Here is a 21962-nt window from a genome sequence, read left to right as displayed (position 1 = left end):
GAAGCGGTATTACTCGTAGACATGGATATTCGCCACCTGCCACACCGAGCGAAAGCGGATGGTTTCCGTGAGCAGTTGCTGTGGGTAATCATCGAAGGGATAAAGCACGAAGATCGGCCCAAAATCACGGATCTCCATCGGCTCACCGTCGCGCTCAAGGGCCAGAATCACATCATAGTCGTAGAAATCCGACACCGGGGCATCGGCGGCGAAGTCGTTCAGTGCCGTGATGCGCAGCGTGTCACCTCGGGCACCGACCGCTTCCAACACGGCTCTGGCCAAAGGCCCTTCATAATGGCCCGCGCCTTCGGTCCAGGGGGTATCGGTAACCAGCGTATGTGGTGAGAGGGCCATCAACATGTCGTAATCGAAATGCGCTTCATCACCGACATTGGGGTGCTCGATATTGCCGGACACCTTCAGGATCACGTCGCCCTGAGGAACGGGGAGGTGTTCGGCCATGGCTGGTGCCGTCACGAGCACGACCAGACTCAGGAGGTAGGCAAAACAGGCACACTTCGACATGGCAGACATTCACGACCGAGGAGTTTCGCCTAGATTACGCGATCCATGTCCTCAGGTCAGGCCCCTTGGGTAAAGGGCCTTAAACGATAAAGCCATGACCCGGTCCAGATTCACGCCGGTCAAGGACGCTATCCCCGATACCGTGCTGAGCACGATCGAATGACCCAGCGGCTATTCGGGTGGCAACTCGGGTGATGGCTCGGCCGGTGCCTCCAGTTCCTCGAGTGCATCCAGGTAGCGTTGCAATTGATTCGCCCGATCCTGGAGCACGGCATTGCGATGCATCTGCTCGGCCAGGGGCCACAGAGTCCCGCTACCCAGCTCAGCTTGCGAGAGTTCGGCATAGTAGGCGGCGATAAAGTCATAATCGGCATCGCGGCTGACCTGCCAGGCTTCCTGGGCCGCCACCAGGGCCTCACGTGCCTCACTGCCCAACACGCGTTCCAGCGTGGTCGTCAAGCGCTCGATCTCGTCCTCCCAGTCCTTGTGCGCCTGGGCGGCACATTCGCGCATTGCCTGAGTCGTCCAGTTTCCCTCCTCCATGCAGCTGTCGGCCTTGAGTTCGATGGGATGGCTGGCCGGTGGTGAGGTCTCCTCGTCCTGTTCCTGTGCCACGCCGATGCTTGCCCAGCCGGCCAGAATACCGACCGTCACCACTCGCCAGCCCCCATACGATAATACCTTCATGGACTTGCTCCTCATCCTCCGGCCGTATCAGCCAATCCACTCGATCGGCATCCCGACCTCGAGAGCTCCTCCCTTGAGCACGATCAGATTTTGGCCGAAATAGACCTTGCCATCGGGACCACGGCGATAGCCCGCCAGGGTGCGCAGCGGCTCGCGCTGGGGAAGAAAGCGCCCTGTCGCCGGGTCCACGGTGATCATCGCACAACGTGAACAGGGCTTGTCCACGGCCAGTTCCACCTCGCCGATGCGCAGTACCCGCCATTCGTCTTCGGCATAGGGCAAGCTGCCCGTCACTACCAGATTGGGGCGGAATTGTGCCATTCGATGCGGCGATGACAATCGTGTATTGAGGTCGTCCAACGACGCCTGGCCGATCATCAACAGCGGGTAACCGTCGGCGAAACTGACCCGCTTGCCGATGGCTTGACGGTAACGCGGCGAGCGCTCTCCTAGCCACAGCAACTTCGCCGGCTCTCCCACTGCCTGTCCGATCCACTCATCGGCGCTTGCCGTGGTAGTCAGACCGGCGAAACTGTCACCCCACACCTGGGTAGCGAAGGTGATGGCCTCGAACGCCTCATGCGCGAGGGGCAGGTCGGCCAGTTCGGGATGATGCAACACCAGGCCATCGTCGTGCAGCGTGGTACTGACCCGCTGCAACTGTGGGTGCGAACGCGCGGTGATGAAAGTGCCGTCCGGCTTGACCACCATGTAACGACGATCGCCCACGAGCCCCTCCTCGGTAGCCATGGCACAAGACAGAGGTTCGCCGGCGGTGGATTTGACGGGGTAACGGAAGAGACCCGACAGGATCGGTGAGTCAGCGGACATGAGACGCTTTCCTTGCTGGTCATGAAAAAGGGGGCGATGATCGCCCCCAGACTAGCCGGTTTGTACAACGAATTGCCAGTCGGTTCAGCTCGCTGACGAGGAACCGCCCTCGATGCGTACCAGGTCCTCATAGGCATGCCAGCTCGCGTGCCCCAGCACCGGCAGGATCAAGGCCAGGCCGATATAGAAGGTCATTATCCCCACCAGCACGCAGCCAGTCAGGATAGCCGCCCACAGCAGCATGGGACGGAAGTTATTCGCCACGGAACGAATGCTCGCCTCGATGCCTTCCATGAAGGTCAAGTCCTGATCCATCAGGGTCGGAATGGCCACCACGCTGATAGAGAAAGCACCGAAGGCCAGAGCGGCGCCGATGGCCGTGCCCACGGCCAGCATCCCGAGCCCTTCCGGTGTCGTCAGCAACGAGGCGTAGAGCGTGGCAGGATCGGGAGCCTCGAGGCCGAAGAACAGGGCAAACAACAGTGTGGCAAAGCGAATCCAGGCGAGGAAGAAGATCATCATCATCACGCCCATCATCGCAAGCTGGCCGGTGTGCGCCGTCCAGGCGCCGAAGGCATCTCCCAGGTTCGGTGCCTTGCCGGCCTCGAGCTTGCGACTGATGCCATAGGAGCCCACCGCCACCAGCGGCCCCAGGAACATGAACCCGGCCACCAGCGGTAACAACCAGTGCCACAACCCCAGGGTAAAGGCCCCCGCCGTCACGGCGATGCTCAACCCGACCCAGAACATCCCATAGGCCAGGCTGACCGCGGTCGCCTGACGGAAATCCTGAAAACCGGCCACCAGCCAGGCACGTGGCCTATCCATCCCCACCTTGTTGATCACGATCGTGACCATCTTGTTGGCATCCGACTGCTTGTGCTTGTGCTTGTTCGTTTCAGCAGCATTCATGGCGTAACCCCTTATCCCGCACGCGGTGAGCAGACGCTTCCGGCTCGCTTCCATCGGCACCGAAAGCGCAGTGGCCGACACAAGGCAAGATGCCTTCGTACGCTTTTAATGTAGACGACTGCCCTCGGCCACGCAGGGACTGTCCTTCAACGCCTGTACCTTGTGCTGCTCGGCACGCTGCCCCAGCCACGTCAGTGTGCCTCGATAAAACATGCCCCCGACCGATGGCACCGGCCGGGGGTATGACATGACATCGTAGGGAATCACCGTATGGGGGTTCAGCGCACGATCATCACCGACATCTTGGTATGGTGCACCACGTGCTCGGCATTGGGGCCCAGCACGTAGTCGGCGAACTTGCGATTGCTATGCGATGCCATCACGATCAGGTCGACCTCGAGTTGCTTGGCAGTCTTGATGATCGCTTCCCAAGGCGAGCCGTCGACGATCACGCACTGCACCGGGATATCGTCGGGCACATGCTGCGTGACGAATTCATGCTGCGCCTCCGACACGCTCTGGTGAACCTTCTCGGAGAACCCCTCGGGGAAGTAGGAACCGACCAGCGGCATGCGGTAGTCCGGTAACACCGTGACCACATGCAGCGACGCCCCGAAGGTTTGGCACAGGGTCAACGCCGTAGGCAAGGCCTTGGACCAGGATGCCTCTTCGTTGAGATCCACTGGCAACAATATCTTGGTGTACATGGTTCCCCTCCTCAGGCGGTTGCCGCCAACGCTTGGTCATCTCGCCGACGCCGCTGCAGCAGCACGATCAGCGCAAAGACCAGGAATGCCGGTACCCACATCCACTCCTTCGCCCAACGATCCACCGGTGCCTGGACTTCGATGATTTCCTGATCGAAATCGAAGCCCAGTTGCTCAGCCTGGCTGCCGAAGGTCACCATGTCGACGATGGCGCGATTGTCCTCGATCAACACTTCCAGGCCCAGCTTTTCCAGGCGCTCCTCACCGCTATCTCCCTCTGGTACCGGCAAGGTCATGTAAGTGGTCAACGGATCACCGAAGGCATCCTCGCCGCGCACTTGCAGCCGCAGCGTGCTGTCCTCGTCGACATTGCCCAATGCCTGAACGAACTGGCTAGGGGGTACCGACCGATAGGGATCATGGATCATGTCCATCCAGAAGCCCGGCCGGAACAGGGTGAAGGCCACCAGCAACAGCAGGACGCTTTCATACCAGCGGCTGCGGGCCAACATGAAGCCCTGAGTCGCTGCAGCGAAGATCAGCATGGCAACGGTTGCCACCGCAAAGATCACGATGCCCTGCAAGAAGGATACGTCGATCAGCAGTAGGTCGGTATTGAAGATGAACAAAAACGGCAAGGCGGCGGTGCGCAGGCTGTAATAGAACGCCTGGAAGCCGGTACGAATCGGATCGCCACCCGACACCGCTGCCGCAGCGAAAGACGCCAACCCTACCGGTGGCGTGACATCGGCCATGATGCCGAAATAGAACACGAACAGGTGTACCGCGATCAGCGGCACGAGCAGACCGTTCTGCTCCCCGAGTTGGACGATCACCGGCGCCAGCAACGCCGAGACCACAATATAGTTGGCGGTCGTCGGCAGGCCCATGCCCAGGATCAGGCTAAGCACCGCGGTGAGCAACAGGATCAGCAGAAGGTTCCCCATGGACAGGATCTCGACCACGTCGGCCAGTACCAGGCCAACGCCGGTCTGCGACACCGCCCCCACGATGATGCCCGCGGTGGCGGTGGCGATGCCGATGCCGATCATGTTGCGCGCCCCGGTGACCAGGCCTTCCCACAGATCGAAGAAACCTTCCTTGATGTCATCACTCAGGTTGCTGCGGTGACGGAAAAACGCCGTGATCGGCCGCTGGGTGACGATGATGAAGATCATGAACATCGTGGCCCAGAAGGCCGACAGTCCCGGTGACAGCCGTTCGATCATCAGGCACCACACCAGCACGATCACCGGCAGGATATAGTGCAGCCCCACCAGCACCGTTGGCCGGGTCTGTGGCAGGGTGACGATCGCCGAGTCGGGATCGTCGAGTTCCAACTCGGGATAACCGGCCCCCAGCTTGAGCAGGGCGACATAAACCACCGCCAGCACCACGGCCACCACCCAGGGCGTGGCATCGCCGAGTAGCGGCTTCAACCAGCCCAGGCCGTAATAGACGGCGAACGACAATCCCATCAACAGCAGCAGGCCGCCTAGAAAACCGACCACCTTGTGGAGCAGCGGGCGAACCGGATTGCTCGATGGCAGGCCCTTGAGATTGGCCTTGAGGGCTTCGAGGTGAACGATATAGACCAATGCGATATACGAGATCAGCGCCGGCAGGAAGGCATGCTTGATGACCTCGATATAGGGAATGCCCACATATTCGACCATCAGGAAGGCGGCGGCCCCCATCACTGGAGGCATGATCTGGCCATTGACCGAGGAAGCCACTTCCACGGCCCCGGCCTTTTCCGCGGAAAAGCCGACCCGCTTCATCATCGGCACGGTGAAGGTCCCGGTGGTCACCACATTGGCGATCGACGAGCCCGAGATCAGGCCGGTCATGCCCGAAGCGACGACCGCCGCCTTGGCCGGACCGCCCTTGTAGTGGCCGAGCAACGAGAAAGCGACCTTGATGAAATAATTGCCGGCCCCGGCCTTGTCGAGTAACGCACCGAACAGCACGAACAGGAACACGAAGCTGGTCGAGACCCCCAGGGCGATACCGAAGACCCCTTGCGTCGTCAGCCACTGGTGATTGATCAAGCCATAGAGGCTGACGCCACGATGGGCCAGGATACCCGGCATGTAGGGCCCGGCCAGTGAGTAGACGATGAAAACCGAGGCCACGATCATCAGCGGTGGGCCCAGCGCGCGGCGCGTGGCCTCGAGCAGCAGCAGGATCCCCGCCACCCCGACGATCACGTCCTGCAGGATGGGCGCACCGGGCCGTTGGGCAAGGTCCTCGTAGAAGATGAACATGTAGGCGCCACAAAAGGCTGCGGCGGCGGCCATGACCCAATCCTGCAGCGGAATCCTGTCACGCGGCGAGCGCTTCAGCGCAGGGTAGGCCATGAAGGCCAGAAAGAGAGCGAAGGCCAGGTGTATCGAACGCGATTCGGTGGCATTGAATACCCCGAAGCCGAGCATGAACGGTAGCGGGGAAGCGATCCATAACTGGAACAACGACCAGGCCGCCGCGATGCCGACCAGTAGTTTGCCGGGAGCCCCCAAGGGCTTGCGCGCCCCGGAATCACTGGAGGCAACCAGGTCCTCCAGGTCCACATCCGTGCTCGAGGATGTCTTCTTGTCATTGCTCATAAGCTTGCCCTGCTCATCATCAGTCGCCATGGAAGAACGGAATGCAGAAACCACGATGCGCGGCCTCCGACTGGACGACCGCGCATCGTTAGTGGAGCCTAGTACTCCTTGCAGACTAGATCATTCCTCGATCCAGCCACGCTCTACATAATAACGCTTGGCACCCTCATGCAGCGGCGCGGAGAGCCCCTGGGAAACCATCTCTTCCTCGCTGAGGTTTTCGAAGGCCGGATGCAGGCGCTTGAAGCGATCGAAGTTCTCGAACACCGCCTTGACGGTCTCATAGATGATATCGGGATCGGTATCGGCCGCAGTCACGAAGGTGGCTGCCACACCGAAGGTTTCGACATCCTCCGCGTTGCCACGGTACAGGCCGCCCGGAATCACCGACTTGGTGTAATAGGGATACTCCTCGACCAAGGCGTCGATCTGGGGACCCGTTACCGGTACCAACTGGGCATCGACAGTAGTGGTGGCCTCCTGGATGGAACCGTTGGGATGGCCGACCACATACACCATGGCATCGACGTTGTTGTCGGCCAGGGCAGCGGCCTGCTCGGCGGCATCGAGCTGTGATGCGAGAGAGAAGGTCTCCTCGGTCCAACCCTTGGCATCCATCACCACCTCCATGGTGTTGCGCTGGCCGGACCCCGGGTTGCCGATATTGACGCGCTTGCCTTCGAGATCATCGAATGTCTCGATGCCAGAGTCGGCGCGAGCCACCACGGTAAGCGGCTCACCATGGATCTTGAACACGGCGCGCAGATCCTCGTAGGCGTTACCCTCGAAGTTGCCGGTGCCATTGTAGGCCTGATACTGCACGTCGGACTGGACGACGCCCATGTCCAGCTCGCCGGAACGAATGCCGTTGACGTTGGCCACGGAACCACCGGTGGAGGGCGCGTTGCAGCGAATATTGTGCTCATCGGAGCCACGGTTGACCAGGCGACAGACCGACTGACCGACCACATAGTAGACCCCGGTCTGACCACCGGTTCCGATCGTGATGAAGCGTTCCTGCGCCACCACTGGGGAGGAAAACATGGCAGCACCGAGAAGCGCACCCGAGAAGGCTGCAGCGGTGAAAGCGTGGCGTTTCATTAAGACACCTCTTGACGTTATTTGGCACCAATGCCGACGGACTCGCCGCCCTTTTGTCTTGCTTGTCGCAATCCTGTCTGAGCAGCATCTCGCGGCCGCTTGTGGCGAACCGGGTCCTGTCCGGGCAACCCGGCCTCGCCTCCCCGCCTCATAGGCGATGCCATCAAAGACACCGCATTACTCGCCGGATGGCCTGAGTGAGTTATAGCTACAAACCCCTCTAGGGGCCAGCGGGCCGGTTTGTCATGACGACGGCAGATCTTACAAAACACTACTTTAGCGAAAAACGCAGCATATTGTGAATGCTTTTTAACTAACGCTCATCCTAGTCACCAAAAACCGTTTAGAGATCGTTAATTTTCCTTGGGGAAGGATAGCCGCCTGACATCCACGAGGCGCATTTGCTCATGAAGGCAATCGTGAGGGGTGTCAGGTGGCCTTGTGGATGAGCGCCTGCTTTTGCAACTTCATGGCGTCGAAATCATTCTCATAGAAGAATCGTGACTCACCCAGTGCTGGCTCGAGGTGATTGAGCCAGGTAGCGGTTGCGTCATATTTGGCGAAGAACGGCCGTTGCACCCAGTCGGCATTTCGCCCCTGGATAAAGCGCAGCACGAATACCTTTTCGCCGTGGATTTCGGTCATTCCCTGAATCTCGACCTTGCCCGGGTCGGCGGACATCGACGGCCCACGGGCGGTACGCGCCAGCCCCGGCACTTGTTGCATCGTCTCGCGATATATCTCGAAAGCACGCACCAGTGGCACCTCGAAATAGTGGCGTGCCCCGGTGTCCCGCTCGACGAACATGTAGTAAGGGATCATGCCCAGACGCACCTGAGTGGTCCACATGCGTGCCCAGTCGTCGGCATTGGCATTGATGTGATTGAGCAGCGGCGCCTGCGTGCGGATCTCGGCTCCGCTGGCCCGAATGCGTCGAATCGCCTCGCGACAGATCGGCGTTTCCATTTCGCGCCAGTGGTTGAAGTGGGCCATGAAGGCCACATGCTTGCCGGCGTCGGTCAACTCGCGGAACAGCGTCAGGATATCCTCGGCATCCGGATCGGTGACGAAACGATATGGCCAGAAGGTCAGGCTCTTGGAGCCGAGGCGAATGTCCTGCACATGGTCCAGTTCGCGACGCATCAGACCTTCCAGGTACAGGCGCAAGTGCTTGGCCTTCATCACCATGGGATCGCCACCGGTCATCAGCAGATCGGTGACCTCGGTGTGTTCAGCGAGGTAACGATGCAGTGCATCGGCCTCGCTGGAGGCGAACTTGAGTGTCTTGTCGCCGACGAACTGCGCCCAGCGGAAGCAGAAGGTGCAATAGCTGTGACAGACCTGCCCCTGGCTGGGGAAGAACAGCACTGTTTCCCGATACTTGTGCTGCATGCCCCGTAGCGGCTCACCGTCCAGCAGCGGCAGATTGAGATCCATCTGCCCCGCCGGATGCGGATTGAGCTCACTGCGAACCCGCTCGATCACCGGCTTGAGCACCTCGGTGGGAGCGTCGCGCCGGATCAGCTCGGCGACCTCGTCGAAGTGCTCGGGCTTGAGCATGCCGCGCTGCGGGAAGGTGAGCTGGAACACCGGATCGCCGGGAATATTGCTCCAGTCGATCAATTCGTCGATCACATACTCGTTGACCCGGAACGGCAGCACCTGGCTGACCACTCGCATGTCGAAACGCAGCGCTTCGGGCAGGTTCTGTATCGCCTCGATCTTGTCCAATTGGCGGTGGGTATACACCTTGAACTGGCGAGCCTCGAAGGCCTCGGCATCGAAATTCACACGCTGAGTCATGCCATCTCCTCTTGGTCATCATGCAGCGCGCAAGCGGGCACGACGCATCTTGGCAGGGACGCGGCGCTACATGGTGGTCATTCGGGGACGGCCATTGGTACAGCCTCGGCCAGGCAGTTGCAAGTCTTGCGCCCAATGGTAACGAATGTCGCGAAAAAGCAGGCAAAGCGAGACAAATCTGCCAATTGGCACTGCCTTACCGCACCCGATACCACTGCCAACAGCAACCGGATGCGTTAGGCTTATGAATGTCGATTCAAGGCTAGGAGGTTGTCATGGCTGCGACACAACAGGTTTCGATCGAATGCATCAAGGGCGATATCGCCAACCAGCCGGACATCGACGCCGTGGTCAATGCCGCCAATGCCGAACTGCAGATCGGCGGTGGCGTGGCCGGGGCCCTACACCGCGCCGCAGGACCGGGACTGGGGGAAGAGTGTCGGCCACTGGCACCGATCAAGCCCGGACAAGCGGTGATCACCGGCGCCCACAACCTGCCCAATCGCTACGTAATTCATTGCCTGGGGCCGGTTTACGGTGTCGACGAGCCCTCGGACGAATTGCTCGCCGCCTGCTACCGCAACGCTCTGGGCCTGGCCGACGATCACGAACTGACGTCCGTGGCGTTTCCGTCACTGTCCACCGGCGCTTTCGGCTATCCGATGGGAGAGGCGGCGCGAATCGCCTTGATGACGGTAATGAACGTCAGCCAGAATTGCCAGCATCTGCAGCTGGTGCGTTTCGTGCTGTTCAACGATCGCGCCGCCGAGTTGCACCGTCGGACGCTGGAGACGCTGCAGCACGAAAGTTGAGTGGCGGCACGCTCAATCACATTCACGTCGATGGTATTCCTGCAACCGGCGGCGTTCGGCACGCAGCCGATTGCCTTCGGGTTCCCGATAGCCGGCGCGCAGTCGCTGCTGGATATAGGTCAGGCGGCGTTCGATGGACACACAGTCCGGTGCCTGAACGATGTCCGGGCTCGCTGGCTCGGCGGGCACGGGGGGAGTCAGCGGCCGATACGGCGACTCCCCCGGGGGTTGCATGGGGGTGAGGGCAGGAAGGTCGTCGAGGTCGATTTCGAGCTCGATGACGGCTTCGGGGGGTGGTGGCTGGTCCGAGAAGTGTCGCTTGCCTTCGGCATCGTGCCAGGAGTAGAGCGGTGCCTGCGCCCAAGCCACACTAGCCAGGCCACACACCAGCGCTAACGCGCTGGTCCTCTTCAGATATCGGTTCATTGGTGGCCTCCCCTTCCCTGGGTCGTTCCTGTCCTTGCGTGGGACGGTACGCTGTACAGCCTAGACGTTATAACCGAGGACTCCAGGCAACCACAGTGCGATTTCCGGAAAGATCGCCACCAGCGCTAGTGCCCCGCCCATGGCGATCACGAACACCAACGCCCAGCCGATGGTCTGTTCCAGGCGAATTCTGGCCACTTCGGTGGTCACCATCAGGTTGACCGCCACCGGTGGCGTGAACTGGCCGATGGCGATGTTCATCGCCAGCAGGATGCCGAACCATACCGGATTCCAGCCGAAATGCTGCATCACCGGGATCAGGATCGGCATCATGATCAGGTAGATGGAGATGGCATCCAGCAGCATCCCGGCGGCGAGAACCGCCAGCATGATCAGCACCAGTAACAGCGCCCCGTTGTCGGACAACCCGATGATCCACTCCGCCAGCTCGCGGAAGGTACCGAGCATGGTACCGGCCCAGGCGAAGATCCCGGCCAGTGCGATGATCAGCATGACCACGCCGGAGATCACCGACGCCTCGCCGAACAGCTTCCACAGGTCGCGCAGGCTCAGTTCGCGAGTGATAAAAAGCCCCACCACCACGCCGTAGGCCACCGCCGCAACCGCCGCTTCGGTGGGGGTGAATAACCCGCTGCGCAGGCCACCCAGGATCAACACCGGGGCGAACAATGCCGGCAGCGCCTGCTTGAAGCTTTCACCCAATGGAGGACGTTCGACGCTTTCCGGCGCCTCCCAACGGTGGCGACGCGACAACCAGAACGCCGGCACCAGCAGTGCCAAGCCGGCCAGGATACCGGGGAACAGACCGGCAGCGAACAGTGCCCGCAGGTCGACGCCCGGCACCACGATGGAATACAGGATCAGTGCCACCGACGGCGGAATTAGAATGGCCGTGGAGGCCGACGCGGCGATCAGGGTCGCCGAGAACGGCTTGGGATAGCCGGCCTTGGTCATGCTCGGCAGCATCACCATGGCCACCGCCGCGGCATCGGCGGGCCCCGAGCCGCTCATGCCCCCCATGATCATGCACACCAGTACCGCCACCAGAGCCAGGCCCCCATGGCGCGGGCCCGTCAATGCCTGGGCGAAACGCACCAGCCGCGCGGCGACCCCGGCGCGTTCGAAAATCAGGCCGGTGAGGATGAACAGCGGAATGGCGATCAGCGGGTACTTGGCGACGCTGTTGTAGGTGTTGGTCCCCAATGTGGCCAGCATATTCGGAGGCAAGCCGGTGACGATTCCCGCTGCGCCGGCCAGCGCCAACGAGAAGGCCACTGGCACCCCGGCGACGAGCAGTCCCAGGAAGCTCAGGATCATCCATAGATCAGGACTCATCGTCGAGCCTCCCGCGCAGGCGGTCCCGGGTCTGTTGCGTCAGGCGCAGCAGCATCAACGCCGCAAGCAGCGGCAACCAGGCGATGTACCACCATTGCGGCAACCCCAGCCCGGGTGACAGCGACTGCCACTGATATTCCTGCCAGGCCAACTTGGCGCCGAACCACACGATCAGCACCAGCACGATGGCGCCGCATAGCCACTGCAGGACGATCAGCGCCCGACGCGGCCCCTTGGGCAAGGCGCGCTCCAGCATCCCGATCCGAATGTGACCGTTGCGCCGCAGCGCCACCGACGCGCCGGCGAAGGTCAACACCACCAGCAGGAACACCGAGAACTCCTCGGTGAAGGCGAAAGAGGCATGGGTGACATAGCGCACCACAACATTGGCCAGGCTGATCAAGGCAATGATCACCAGCGCCAGCGTGGCCAGCACCCGCTCCAGCCGGGCGTCGGGTCGGGATGGCATGGAAACCTCTCACAACGATGCCGACCCCGCTGGGCGGGGCCGGCACATTCGGATGTCAGACGCGCGATATCGCGTCAAGGTTGTCGCCGATCAACGCGTCTCGATGGCCTCGCGGGCGGTCTGCACCAGCTCCTCGCCGATCCGCGGCTCCCACTGCTCGTAGACGCTCCGGGTCGCCTCGACGAACGCCTGATGCTGTTCGTCGGTCAGCTCGACGACCTGGACACCACGCTCCTGGATCGCCGCCAGACGACCGCTCTCCTCTTCGCGGGTCATGGCAATTTCCCACTCGCCGGCATCGATCGCCGCCTGGCGCAGCAGTTCCTGATCCTCTGCAGGCAGCGATCCCCAGATCTGCTGATTGACGGCGAAGATCAATGGATCGTTCATGTAGTTCCACAGCGTCAGGTGCTCCTGGCCAACCTGGTCGATACGGGCCACATCGAATACCGACAGCGGGTTCTCCTGGCCATCCACCGCGCCGGTGGTCAGCGCCGGCTTGGCATCGGCCCAACTCATCTGGGTCGGGTTGGCCCCCAGGGCGGTGAAGGTATCCTGGAACAGCGGCGATCCCACCACGCGGATCTTCAAGCCCTCCAGATCGGCCGGTTCATCGATCGGACCCTGGGAGTTGGAGAGCTGGCGGAAGCCGTTTTCGCCCCAGGCCAGCGGCACCACGCCGCGCGATTCGATGGCGTCGAAGATCATCTCGCCGGCCTCGCCGCCGGTAATGGCATCCACCGCCGCCTCATCGGGCATGAAGAACGGCAGCGAGAACAGGTTGAGTTCCGGTACCTGAGGCGACCAGTTGATGGTCGATCCGATCGCCATGTCGATCAGCCCCTGGCGCATGGCCGAGAACTCTCGGGTCTGATCGCCGGCGACCAGCTGCGAATTGGGATAGACGCGCAGCGTGATACGTCCCTCGGAGCGCTCCTCCACCAACTCGGCCCACTTCTCGGCCGCCTGCCCCCAGGGGAAGGCATCGGAAAGCACGGTGGAAACGGAAAATTCACGCGCCTGGGCACTGGCGGCACTGCACAGCAGTACGGCACCGGCCAGGGCGGCAGTAAGCTTGGTCGGATATCGTATCGACTTCATGGCGTGTCCTTGCTGGCATTAGCCCGGATTCTCGATCCGGATCGGTTATTGGTATCAATAAGTGGAACGCTAAATTCATATCACATTGTAAAGCGATGAGCATTGAAAGGAAGTCAGCGCTTGGTGGCCGTGCTACCGCGGATCACCAACTCGTAGGGAAGGGTGGTATGCGGTGGCATCCCCCCCTCCAGCACCTCAATCAGCATGGCAACGGCTTGCCTTCCAAACGCTTCGGCCGGCTGGGCGATGGTGGTCAAGGGCGGGTCACTGAAGGAGGCGAAAGCGATATCATCGAATCCGGCCACCGAGATATCGCCAGGCACCGAGAAACCGGCCTGCTTGATCCGCTGGATGGCACCGATTGCCATTTCGTCGCTCTCACAGAAAACGGCGGAGGGCGGATCCTCGCGGGCGACCAGCATGCCGGCGGCTTCATATCCCGAGTGCGGAGTGAAATCTCCGGGACACAGCAGGCTCTCGTCGAGAGCGATGCCGGCAGCCTCCAGGGCATCGCAATACCCGGCCACACGATCCCGGGTCAGGGGACTGCGCCTTGGCCCCTTGATCATGCCGATGCGGCGATGGCCGAGCTCGATCAGATGTTCGGTGAGGACGCGGGCCGCCGTCCGGTTGTCCAGTTTCACGGTTGGGCAAGGCGCCTCATCGAGCACCTCGCAAGCATTGACCATGGGCAACGGCGTGCCCGGTGCGTACGCATCGGCAGGAAACGGGTTGTAGGCGCGTAGCTGAATGACACCATCGGCCTGCCGGGTCGTCACCATCCCGGCATACATCTCCTCCATGTCTTCTCGACCGAGCGTATTGCACAGCAACACGCTGTAACCCTGCTGCTGCGCCGCTTCCTGGATCCCACTGATGACCCGAGCGAAGAAGGTGTTGGCGATGGTCGGCACCAGTACCACCAGGTTGCGCGTGCGCCGCGAACGAAATTGCACCGCCATGAGGTTGGGCTTATAGCCCGCCTCCCTGACCGCCTTGAGTACCTTGTTCCGCGTCCCAGGCGATACGATGTCAGGCGATTTCAACGTACGCGATACCGTAGCCACGGAAACGCCTGCCAGCTCGGCGACCTTGCGAATGTTGGTCATGGACTCTCTTCTTTAGTGCTTGTGCCGCCACATGCTCGCCTCACCCCATGATGGCAACGAGGCATCGGCACGCTAGATTACCCCATCCAGTAGTCGAACTCAGTGCCAAGCCCATTTGCCGTCATGGACCTTCGTATGATTGACGCCTTCCCGTCCCCTGCCTATTTTTACTCGCAATGTAACCGGTTACATTATGGCAAAACCTGACGTTTCCTGACATTACCTCACTTGATTGGAGCTCAAGACATGACGCCACTTCCCACATCCCGGGTTCGCATGGGCATGGTCGGCGGCGGCGAAGGCGCCTTCATCGGCAAGGTACATCGCCTGGCCGCCGCCTTGGACGGCGAAATCGAGCTCGTCTGTGGCGCCTTCAGCCGCGATGCAGACAACAACCAGCGCACCGGCGCCCTGTGTGGACTCTCGCCGGCACGTATCTATCCCGATTGGCAAGCCCTGCTCGAAGGTGAGCATAGCCTCCCTGCCGAGCAGCGCATGGAGATGTTGGTGATCGCCACCCCCAACCATCTGCATGTGCCCATTGCGGAAGCAGCCTTGCAGGCAGGCTTCCATGTCATGTCCGAGAAGCCCGCCGCCCTGTCGTTGGAGGAAGCCCAGCGACTGTCGCATACACTCGACGCCAGCGATCGTCTGTATGGCCTGGCTCATACCTATCTGGGCTATCCGATGGTCTGGCAGGCACGCGAGATGGTGCGTGACGGCCAACTCGGAATGCTGCGCAAGATCCACGTGGAATATCCGCAAGGCTGGCTTGGCGATGCCCCCGAGACCCTGGACAATAAACAGGCGGCGTGGCGCACCGACCCGACGCTTGCCGGCGCCAGCGGTTGCATGGCCGATATCGGTACCCATGCCTTCGGCCTGGCGGAGTTCATCTCGGGGCACACCATCAGCGAGCTATGCGCTGCCTTGGGCACCCACGCCGAAGGCCGGCGCCTGGACGACGACGGCGACGTACTGTTTCGCACCGCCCAAGGTGCCAGCGGCACACTCATGGCCAGTCAGGTCTGCACGGGAGAGGAAAACGCCTTGAAGATCCGGCTCTACGGCGACCGAGGTGGCCTGGAGTGGCAGCAGATGGAGCCCAACAGCTTGATCCATCGCGCGCTGCATGCACCGCTGCGTATTCTGCGTGCCGGGATCGATCAACCTGAACTGAGCGAGGCAGCACGGCAGCGGCTGCGCCTTCCCGGCGGACATCCCGAAGGCTACCTGGAGGCCTTGGCCAACCTCTATCGCGACTTTGCCGCGGGTATCCGCCGTGGCGACAGTGGCCAGGCCGAAGGCGTGCCCGGTATGACCGAGGGCCTGCGCGGCATGGCCTTCATCGAGGCCGTGATCGCCAGTCAGCCCAGTGAGTGCAAGTGGACGCCACTGCCGGCCATCGATTGAGCGGAGGGAACGACCGATGAGTGCAGGACCGTCAAGCCAGATCCTTGGCCCCGCCATCTTTCTGGCCCAATTCCTGGGCGACGAACCGCCCTTCGACAGCCTCGATGCCATCAGCCGCTGGGCCGCGTCGCTGGGATATCGAGGCGTACAGATCCCTACCGTGGATCCCCGTTGCATCGATCTTCGAACAGCCGCCGAAAGCCAGGCCTATTGCGACGAGCTCAAGGGTCGCTGTGCGGAGGCCGGGGTGACGATCAGCGAACTCTCCACCCACCTGCAGGGGCAGTTGGTCGCGGTTCACCCTGCCTGCGACGAACTGTTCGATGATTTCGCCCCACCCGAGCTGCGCGGCAAACCACGCGAGCGCACGGCCTGGGCCATCGACCAGTTGCACTTGGCCGCCAAGGCGAGCCAGCGCCTGGGGCTGAAGGCCCACGCCACCTTCTCCGGCGCGCTGCTGTGGCCCTTCATGTATCCCTGGCCGCAGCGCCCGGCCGGCCTGGTCGAGGAAGGCTTCGCAGAACTCGCGCGGCGCTGGCGCCCCATTCTCGACGCCTTCGATGACGCCGGCGTCGATCTGTGCTTCGAGATCCACCCCGGCGAGGACCTGCACGACGGCGCCTCCTTCGAACGCTTCCTGGAAGCGGTGGGTCATCATCGCCGGGCACACATCCTTTACGACCCCAGCCATCTGCTGCTGCAGCAGCTCGATTACCTGGACTTCATCGACCGCTACCACGAGCGCATCCGCATGTTCCACGTCAAGGATGCCGAGTTCTCGCCCAACGGCCGTAGCGGTGTTTACGGCGGCTATCAGGACTGGCTCGAACGCCCCGGGCGCTTTCGTTCGCTGGGCGACGGCCAGGTCGACTTCAAGGGCATCTTCAGCAAGTTGACGCAGTACGGCTACGACGGCTGGGCCGTGCTCGAATGGGAATGCTGTCTGAAGGATGCCAGCCAGGGCGCCGCCGAGGGGGCACGCTTCATCGCCGAGCACCTGATTCAGCGTCCGCAGCGCGCCTTCGACGATTTCGCCGCTGTCGCCGCCAGCCAAGCGCGCAATCGCAAGATCCTGGGGCTGGCTGACGAGAACTGACCACACCGGCCACTCGACATCACAACGACAACAAGGGTAACGCCATGAACATGCTACGCACGCGTCTCAGCATCATGATGTTTCTGCAATTCTTCATCTGGGGCGGCTGGTTCGTCACCCTCGGCACCTTCCTGGCGCGCAACCTCGACGCCACGGGTGGCCAGATCGGCATGGCGTTCTCCACCCAATCGTGGGGCGCCATCATCGCGCCCTTCATCATCGGCTTGATCGCCGACCGCTATTTCAATGCCGAGCGAATCCTTGGCCTGTTGCATCTGGCCGGTGCGGCGCTGATGTATGGCCTGTACCTGGCGGACGATTTCGCAACCTTCTATCCACTGGTGCTGCTCTACATGATCCTTTACATGCCCACACTAGCCCTGGTCAATTCGGTCTCGTTCCGCCAGATGACCGACCCCTCGCGGGAGTTCGCCAGGATTCGCGTATGGGGCACCATCGGCTGGATTGTGGCGGGCCTTGCCATCAGCTATGCCTTCGCCTGGGATTCGGCGCAGGCCATCGAGGCCGGATTGTTGCGCAACACCTTCCTGATGTGCGCGATCGCCTCCCTGGCGCTGGGTATCTATAGCTTCACGCTGCCCGCCACACCTCCCAAGGCCGGCACGGGAGAGTCCGTCGGCATCAAGGAGCTCCTGGGCCTCGATGCCCTGAAACTGCTCCAGGACAGGAACTACGCGACCTTCTTCATCGCCTCGATCCTGATCTGCATCCCGTTGGCCTTCTACTACCAGAACGCCAACCCCTTCCTGGCCGAGATCGGCGTGGCCAACCCCACCGGCAAGATGACCCTGGGGCAAATCTCGGAAGTGTTGTTCATGCTGCTGTTGCCGGTCTTCATCCACCGCTTCGGCATCAAGAAGACGCTGCTGATCGGCATGCTCGCCTGGGCCCTGCGCTATGCGCTGTTCGCCTACGGCAATAGTGGCGATCTGGTATTCATGTTGATCCTGGGCATCGCCTTGCATGGCATCTGCTACGACTTCTTCTTTGTCACCGGCCAGATCTACACCGACGCACGCGCCGGCGAGCGCTTCAAGAGCGCGGCACAGGGCATGATCACCCTGGCCACCTATGGGGTGGGCATGCTGGTCGGCTTCTGGGTCGCGGGGCATATCACCGACCTCTTCGCGAACGATGACGGTAGCCATGCCTGGCAGGGCATCTGGCTGTTCCCGGCCGTGTTCGCGCTGGGGGTGTTGCTGCTGTTCTTTATGACCTTCAAGGACAAGCCACAGGCCGAGGTGTCGGTGGAGCCGACTCAGGTTTGAGCGATATCCCATACGGCACGCGGATCGGTCCGACATGCTAGTATGCTAGCGTCTTGCTTTCGACTGCTTTCAAGGACGAACCGTGCCGTTACGCGACCTGCTGCTGGGCCTGGCCGTCATCGTCATCTGGGCCTTGAACATCATCGTCATCAAGATAGGGGTGGCCGATATGCCGCCGCTCCTTTTGATGACGCTGCGCTTTCTGCTGGTGGCCATGCTGCTGGTGCCTTTCAACCCGGTATATCGCCACCAGTTGCCCTTCCTGCTACTGCTGTCGGTCACCTTCGGCACCCTGCACTTCGCCCTGCTGTTCATTGGCCTGGGCCAGGCCGAGGCTGGGACCGGTGCGCTGCTGGTGCAGATGGGCACGCCCTTCGCCACGATCCTGGCGGTGATCTTCCTCAAGGAACGGCTGGGGCCGAAGCGCCTGGTGGGCTTGATCCTGTCGTTCGCCGGGGTGGTGGTGCTGGCCGGTGGGCCGACCCTGCCCTCGCCGCTGCCACTAGCCCTGTTGCTGCTCAGCGCCCTGGGCTGGGCGGTGTCACAACTGCTGATCAAACGTGGACCGAATATCGCACCGCTGGCACTGGCCGGTTGGGTGGCGCTGTTCGCGGTGCCACAGGTGGCGCTGGGCTCCCTGCTGTTCGAGAGCGACCATCTCGACGCCCTGGCCAACGCCGGTTGGGCCGGCTGGGGAGCGGTACTCTACACCGCGGTGATGTCGTCGATCGTTGCCTATGGCCTGTGGTACGGCCTGCTGCGCCGCCATGCGGTCAACCGGGTGGTGCCGCTGACCCTGCTGGTACCGGTGCTGGCGGTACTGCTTGGGGTACTGCTGCTGGGCGACAGCCTGGGACTGCACAAGCTCGCCGGCGGGGCCCTGGTGATCGTCGGCATCGCCCTGATCATTCTCAGGTTCGGGCCACGCCGCAAGCCGCAGGAAAGCGGCCAGGAATCCCAGGGTTAGCCCTGACACTCTCCGGCCAGGGCCAGGTATCCCGGCAGGGTGACACAATCGCCGACCTCGATGCCGCGCTCGGCAAAATAGCCGGCATTCACTTCCAGCGCCGCCACATAGGTGGCACTAGGACGGGTCACCGGACACTCCCCGGGATCCGAAGACTCGCAGGGTGTCATGCTGGCGATGTGCAAGATACGGCCATCGCCGCCGATAAAGGCAATATCCAGCGGGATCCGGGTACGATACATCCAGAACCCGCTGCGCTGCGGCTGAGGACGGTCATAGACGAACAACATGCCGGCATCGGCGGCAAGACTGTCACGATCCATCAGCCCACGGCCGCGCTGGGCCAAGGTGCTGGCGATCTCCACCTGCAACTTATGAGGCCCCTGGTCGCTATGAATGGAAAGCGTGTCACGTCCCAGGCCGGGTGCCTGAGATGTCGGTGATGCCAGCAGCCCTGCCGGGGAAAGACATCCCGCTGCGACAAGCGCGGAAAAGGCGATTAGCACCTTGCGACGCGAAACGGTCATATTAGGGTTCCATAACGATATCAATGACAGCATCATGCCAGTGCGCTGTACTGCGGTTTTCGCACCCGGCACCGATGACACAGTAAACAATAACCCTGGGGTCCCTCGCCATGCGTTTTCTCTCGCTTCCGCACAAGATTCCCGTCATGTCAGGTGTATTCATGATCCTGTTGGCCGCCCTGACACTCACCGGCCAAGCCTTCGCCAACCCTCCCTATCCTCGCGACATGCCGATCCTGACCCTCTACCCGACCGGCGGTGGCGAGGCCTACACCCTGACGCTGGACGACCTCGAAGCATTACCGGCGCGCACCGTCGGTGGCTTCATCCCGGATATCGGTGACGAAAGCGCCGAGTGGTTCGGGGTATCACTGAGCGTCCTGCTGGAAGCCTTGGGCGAGCCCTTGCCCCAGCGCCTTACGGCCAGCGCTCTGGACAACTACCATGAGATCATCCCACGCCACGATATCGAGCACTTCGACCCCATCATTGCCTATCGTCGCAATGGTGAATACCTGCCCTTCAGCGAACACGGTCCGCTGGTCATCATGTATCCCTATGCCCAATATCCTGCCCTGATGAAGCGCACCTACTACAGCCGCACGGTATGGCAGCTCAGCGAGATCCGTGCAGAATGAAACCGACCATGGCGCTTATCAGGGGGACTGGCCGCCCCTTCGTGATGCTCTCGCTGCTGGGCATCCTCGTTGCCATGATCGTCGCCACCCTGGTAGGCCTGTACGTCGTCAATGAAAAACACGCGCAATTCTCGGCCCCCGGCCTGCATACCGAAGTCTGGCAGAGCTATCAACTGCATTCGGAAACCCACCATCTGATCGAAACGGCGGAACGCACCCTGGCCGGGGAAACTGGCCCGAGGCACCTCATCCAACGCCTGGGAGTCATGAAAAGCCTGCTGCTTCCCCTGCAGCGGACAGATGTCTTCTCTTCCCTGAGCGAACCACGACCCGAGGTCGAAGCGACCCTCGATACCCTGCAACATCTGGCGGATGAGTGGTCATCGCAACTTTCCTGGCAAGACACCACGGCGGCGGAGCGAGTCGCCGGCGATATCGTCCAACGCTTGCCTGCCGTGCTTGAGGACACTCACCATGTCATCGTTGCCGCCAATATCGCCGTCGCCAACCAAGTAGACAGCGAACGCCAGGACCTGAAACGCACCTTCCGGTTGCTTGCCTGGACGCTGCTGGTACTGGGAGCCGGCTGCATTCCCTTGATGTTGAAACTGATTCGCGACCACCACAGCGCGAAGCGCCTGACGCAAGAGCTCGGTGCCTTCAACCAGGCACTGGAGCAACGCGTGGCGGAGCGCACTCGCAGCCTCAATGAACGCAAGGCGCTGTTGAGTACCATTCTCGAATCCAGCCCCAGCGATGTGGCCTTGATCGGAGCCAACGATCAACGCGTCTTTTACGTCAGCGAGACCCTGCGCCAACATAGCCCCAATCCCTCGGCCTTCCAGTTGCGCCACCTCTTCGTCGACTCTCGCCAGTATGAGCTATTCCAGCAGCGCCTGATGACCCAGAAGGCGCTGGACAACTGGGAAGCACAACTCGCCCCCCGAGCCCCTTACTGGGCATTGCTCTCGGTGCGCCATCTGCAACTCGAGTCCCAGCCTGTCTGGCTGATCTGGAGCCTCGACATCAGCGAGCGCAAACACATGGAGCGTGAACTCAAACAGTTGGCCTCCACCGACACGCTGACCGGTCTGCCCAACCGTCGCACCTTCCTGCTGCGTAGTCTCAAGCAACTGCAGCGAGCTGATCGCGATGGCCGCCTCTGCGCCGCCCTGGCCATCGATATCGACCTGTTCAAGCGCATCAATGATGAATACGGTCACCAGGTGGGTGACGACATACTGCGGAAGGTGGCCCAGCAGCTCGACCGACATTTGAGCGACCTCGGTATCGTGGGGCGGCTGGGCGGCGAAGAATTCGCCGCTCTACTGCCCGATGTCAGCGCGGACGATGCCTGGCAGATCGCGGAAACGCTACGCAATGCCGTCAAGGCCATTCGGACTCGCACCGAACACGGCGATACCCTCGTCGTCACGATCAGTGTTGGCATCGCGACCCACCACGCGGGGGCCACGCTCAAACAACTCCTGATGCAGGCCGATGACGCGCTCTATCGCGCCAAGACCAATGGCCGCGATTGTTGCGAGTACTTCGGCCACCCTGATACGGCCACGCCTACCGCCTGAT

Annotated in this window: 21 protein-coding genes; 7 read left to right on the top strand and 14 right to left on the bottom strand. The window is 61.7% G+C overall.

Annotation, left to right across the window (positions count from 1 at the left end):
* Positions 1 to 9: 9 nt before the first annotated feature.
* The 8 genes from ACFOEV_RS21595 to ACFOEV_RS21560 all read right to left on the bottom strand — a co-directional run bounded on the left by ACFOEV_RS21595 (position 10) and on the right by ACFOEV_RS21560 (position 9172).
* The gene (locus ACFOEV_RS21595) at positions 10 to 525 is read right to left on the bottom strand and encodes an oxidoreductase (protein WP_386777025.1); all 516 of its coding nucleotides are present in this window, start codon (positions 523 to 525) and stop codon (positions 10 to 12) included.
* 171 nt (positions 526 to 696) lie between these two features.
* A complete protein-coding gene (locus ACFOEV_RS21590; protein WP_386777024.1) occupies positions 697 to 1212 on the bottom strand; it encodes a lysozyme inhibitor LprI family protein in 516 nt (171 codons plus the stop codon).
* A 27-nt stretch (positions 1213 to 1239) separates the two neighbouring features.
* The gene (locus ACFOEV_RS21585) at positions 1240 to 2043 is read right to left on the bottom strand and encodes an MOSC domain-containing protein (protein WP_386777023.1); all 804 of its coding nucleotides are present in this window, start codon (positions 2041 to 2043) and stop codon (positions 1240 to 1242) included.
* Between the two features lie 84 nt (positions 2044 to 2127).
* On the bottom strand, positions 2128 to 2955 hold the full coding sequence (locus ACFOEV_RS21580; RefSeq protein ID WP_386777021.1) for a DUF2189 domain-containing protein: 828 nt from the start codon (positions 2953 to 2955) through the stop codon (positions 2128 to 2130).
* A 278-nt stretch (positions 2956 to 3233) separates the two neighbouring features.
* Entirely contained in the window at positions 3234 to 3662 is a 429-nt protein-coding gene (locus tag ACFOEV_RS21575; protein WP_386777019.1) for a universal stress protein, read from the bottom strand.
* A gap of 11 nt (positions 3663 to 3673) precedes the next feature.
* Positions 3674 to 6268 carry a TRAP transporter permease gene (locus ACFOEV_RS21570; protein WP_386777017.1) on the bottom strand — a complete coding sequence of 865 codons (2595 nt, stop codon included), beginning with the start codon at positions 6266 to 6268 and terminating at the stop codon, positions 3674 to 3676.
* A 120-nt stretch (positions 6269 to 6388) separates the two neighbouring features.
* Positions 6389 to 7369, bottom strand: a complete 981-nt coding sequence (locus ACFOEV_RS21565) for a TAXI family TRAP transporter solute-binding subunit (protein WP_386777015.1) — start codon at positions 7367 to 7369, stop codon at positions 6389 to 6391.
* A 429-nt stretch (positions 7370 to 7798) separates the two neighbouring features.
* On the bottom strand, positions 7799 to 9172 hold the full coding sequence (locus tag ACFOEV_RS21560) for a KamA family radical SAM protein (protein ID WP_386777013.1): 1374 nt from the start codon (positions 9170 to 9172) through the stop codon (positions 7799 to 7801).
* A 275-nt stretch (positions 9173 to 9447) separates the two neighbouring features.
* Between ACFOEV_RS21560 and ACFOEV_RS21555 the strand changes: the two genes are divergently transcribed.
* Positions 9448 to 9984, top strand: a complete 537-nt coding sequence (locus ACFOEV_RS21555; RefSeq protein WP_386777011.1) for a macro domain-containing protein — start codon at positions 9448 to 9450, stop codon at positions 9982 to 9984.
* A 12-nt stretch (positions 9985 to 9996) separates the two neighbouring features.
* Here ACFOEV_RS21555 and ACFOEV_RS21550 read toward each other — a convergent pair whose 3' ends face one another.
* The 5 genes from ACFOEV_RS21550 to ACFOEV_RS21530 all read right to left on the bottom strand — a co-directional run bounded on the left by ACFOEV_RS21550 (position 9997) and on the right by ACFOEV_RS21530 (position 14445).
* Positions 9997 to 10410: a DUF4124 domain-containing protein gene (locus ACFOEV_RS21550; RefSeq protein ID WP_386777009.1), complete on the bottom strand. Its 414-nt coding sequence runs from the start codon at positions 10408 to 10410 to the stop codon at positions 9997 to 9999.
* 60 nt (positions 10411 to 10470) lie between these two features.
* A complete protein-coding gene (locus ACFOEV_RS21545) occupies positions 10471 to 11766 on the bottom strand; it encodes a TRAP transporter large permease (protein WP_386777007.1) in 1296 nt (431 codons plus the stop codon).
* A complete protein-coding gene (locus tag ACFOEV_RS21540) occupies positions 11756 to 12235 on the bottom strand; it encodes a TRAP transporter small permease (protein ID WP_386777005.1) in 480 nt (159 codons plus the stop codon). The genes ACFOEV_RS21545 and ACFOEV_RS21540 overlap by 11 nt, the downstream gene beginning before the upstream one ends.
* 90 nt (positions 12236 to 12325) lie before the next feature.
* Positions 12326 to 13336 (bottom strand): DctP family TRAP transporter solute-binding subunit, encoded by a 1011-nt coding sequence (locus ACFOEV_RS21535; RefSeq protein ID WP_386777003.1) that lies wholly within the window; start codon positions 13334 to 13336, stop codon positions 12326 to 12328.
* A 113-nt stretch (positions 13337 to 13449) separates the two neighbouring features.
* Entirely contained in the window at positions 13450 to 14445 is a 996-nt protein-coding gene (locus ACFOEV_RS21530) for a LacI family DNA-binding transcriptional regulator (protein ID WP_386777001.1), read from the bottom strand.
* A 246-nt stretch (positions 14446 to 14691) separates the two neighbouring features.
* Here ACFOEV_RS21530 and ACFOEV_RS21525 point away from each other — a divergent pair, with 246 nt between their 5' ends.
* The 4 genes from ACFOEV_RS21525 (at position 14692) to ACFOEV_RS21510 (ending at position 19210) form a co-directional block, all read left to right on the top strand.
* A complete protein-coding gene (locus tag ACFOEV_RS21525; protein WP_386776999.1) occupies positions 14692 to 15858 on the top strand; it encodes a Gfo/Idh/MocA family protein in 1167 nt (388 codons plus the stop codon).
* A 16-nt stretch (positions 15859 to 15874) separates the two neighbouring features.
* The gene (locus ACFOEV_RS21520) at positions 15875 to 16954 is read left to right on the top strand and encodes a sugar phosphate isomerase/epimerase family protein (RefSeq protein ID WP_386776997.1); all 1080 of its coding nucleotides are present in this window, start codon (positions 15875 to 15877) and stop codon (positions 16952 to 16954) included.
* Positions 16955 to 16998: 44 nt separating this feature from the next.
* Positions 16999 to 18243 (top strand): nucleoside permease, encoded by a 1245-nt coding sequence (locus ACFOEV_RS21515; protein ID WP_386776995.1) that lies wholly within the window; start codon positions 16999 to 17001, stop codon positions 18241 to 18243.
* An 82-nt stretch (positions 18244 to 18325) separates the two neighbouring features.
* A complete protein-coding gene (locus ACFOEV_RS21510; protein ID WP_386776993.1) occupies positions 18326 to 19210 on the top strand; it encodes a DMT family transporter in 885 nt (294 codons plus the stop codon).
* Here ACFOEV_RS21510 and ACFOEV_RS21505 read toward each other — a convergent pair.
* Complete coding sequence (locus ACFOEV_RS21505; protein WP_386776992.1) at positions 19207 to 19737, bottom strand: DUF192 domain-containing protein; 531 nt, start codon at positions 19735 to 19737, stop codon at positions 19207 to 19209. The genes ACFOEV_RS21510 and ACFOEV_RS21505 overlap by 4 nt on opposite strands.
* A 146-nt stretch (positions 19738 to 19883) precedes the next feature.
* On the opposite strand from ACFOEV_RS21505, the gene ACFOEV_RS21500 reads away from it, so the two are divergent.
* Together ACFOEV_RS21500 and ACFOEV_RS21495 are read left to right on the top strand one after the other, a co-directional pair.
* Complete coding sequence (locus ACFOEV_RS21500; protein WP_386776990.1) at positions 19884 to 20375, top strand: molybdopterin-dependent oxidoreductase; 492 nt, start codon at positions 19884 to 19886, stop codon at positions 20373 to 20375.
* Between the two features lie 8 nt (positions 20376 to 20383).
* The gene (locus tag ACFOEV_RS21495; protein ID WP_386776988.1) at positions 20384 to 21961 is read left to right on the top strand and encodes a GGDEF domain-containing protein; all 1578 of its coding nucleotides are present in this window, start codon (positions 20384 to 20386) and stop codon (positions 21959 to 21961) included.
* Position 21962: the final 1 nt, after the last annotated feature.

This window comes from Litchfieldella rifensis, from assembly GCF_042646605.1.
Taxonomy (GTDB): Bacteria; Pseudomonadota; Gammaproteobacteria; order Pseudomonadales; family Halomonadaceae; genus Litchfieldella; species Litchfieldella rifensis.
This window is presented reverse-complemented; position numbering and strand designations above follow the sequence as displayed.

Coding starts and splice junctions, on each gene's coding strand:
- ACFOEV_RS21595 (WP_386777025.1), bottom strand. CDS start 525: ATGTCGAAGTGTGCCTGTTTTGCCTACCTCCTGAGTCTGGTCGTGCTC.
- ACFOEV_RS21590 (WP_386777024.1), bottom strand. CDS start 1,212: ATGAAGGTATTATCGTATGGGGGCTGGCGAGTGGTGACGGTCGGTATT.
- ACFOEV_RS21585 (WP_386777023.1), bottom strand. CDS start 2,043: ATGTCCGCTGACTCACCGATCCTGTCGGGTCTCTTCCGTTACCCCGTC.
- ACFOEV_RS21580 (WP_386777021.1), bottom strand. CDS start 2,955: ATGAATGCTGCTGAAACGAACAAGCACAAGCACAAGCAGTCGGATGCC.
- ACFOEV_RS21575 (WP_386777019.1), bottom strand. CDS start 3,662: ATGTACACCAAGATATTGTTGCCAGTGGATCTCAACGAAGAGGCATCC.
- ACFOEV_RS21570 (WP_386777017.1), bottom strand. CDS start 6,268: ATGAGCAATGACAAGAAGACATCCTCGAGCACGGATGTGGACCTGGAG.
- ACFOEV_RS21565 (WP_386777015.1), bottom strand. CDS start 7,369: ATGAAACGCCACGCTTTCACCGCTGCAGCCTTCTCGGGTGCGCTTCTC.
- ACFOEV_RS21560 (WP_386777013.1), bottom strand. CDS start 9,172: ATGACTCAGCGTGTGAATTTCGATGCCGAGGCCTTCGAGGCTCGCCAG.
- ACFOEV_RS21555 (WP_386777011.1), top strand. CDS start 9,448: ATGGCTGCGACACAACAGGTTTCGATCGAATGCATCAAGGGCGATATC.
- ACFOEV_RS21550 (WP_386777009.1), bottom strand. CDS start 10,410: ATGAACCGATATCTGAAGAGGACCAGCGCGTTAGCGCTGGTGTGTGGC.
- ACFOEV_RS21545 (WP_386777007.1), bottom strand. CDS start 11,766: ATGAGTCCTGATCTATGGATGATCCTGAGCTTCCTGGGACTGCTCGTC.
- ACFOEV_RS21540 (WP_386777005.1), bottom strand. CDS start 12,235: ATGCCATCCCGACCCGACGCCCGGCTGGAGCGGGTGCTGGCCACGCTG.
- ACFOEV_RS21535 (WP_386777003.1), bottom strand. CDS start 13,336: ATGAAGTCGATACGATATCCGACCAAGCTTACTGCCGCCCTGGCCGGT.
- ACFOEV_RS21530 (WP_386777001.1), bottom strand. CDS start 14,445: ATGACCAACATTCGCAAGGTCGCCGAGCTGGCAGGCGTTTCCGTGGCT.
- ACFOEV_RS21525 (WP_386776999.1), top strand. CDS start 14,692: ATGACGCCACTTCCCACATCCCGGGTTCGCATGGGCATGGTCGGCGGC.
- ACFOEV_RS21520 (WP_386776997.1), top strand. CDS start 15,875: ATGAGTGCAGGACCGTCAAGCCAGATCCTTGGCCCCGCCATCTTTCTG.
- ACFOEV_RS21515 (WP_386776995.1), top strand. CDS start 16,999: ATGAACATGCTACGCACGCGTCTCAGCATCATGATGTTTCTGCAATTC.
- ACFOEV_RS21505 (WP_386776992.1), bottom strand. CDS start 19,737: ATGACCGTTTCGCGTCGCAAGGTGCTAATCGCCTTTTCCGCGCTTGTC.
- ACFOEV_RS21500 (WP_386776990.1), top strand. CDS start 19,884: ATGTCAGGTGTATTCATGATCCTGTTGGCCGCCCTGACACTCACCGGC.
- ACFOEV_RS21495 (WP_386776988.1), top strand. CDS start 20,384: ATGGCGCTTATCAGGGGGACTGGCCGCCCCTTCGTGATGCTCTCGCTG.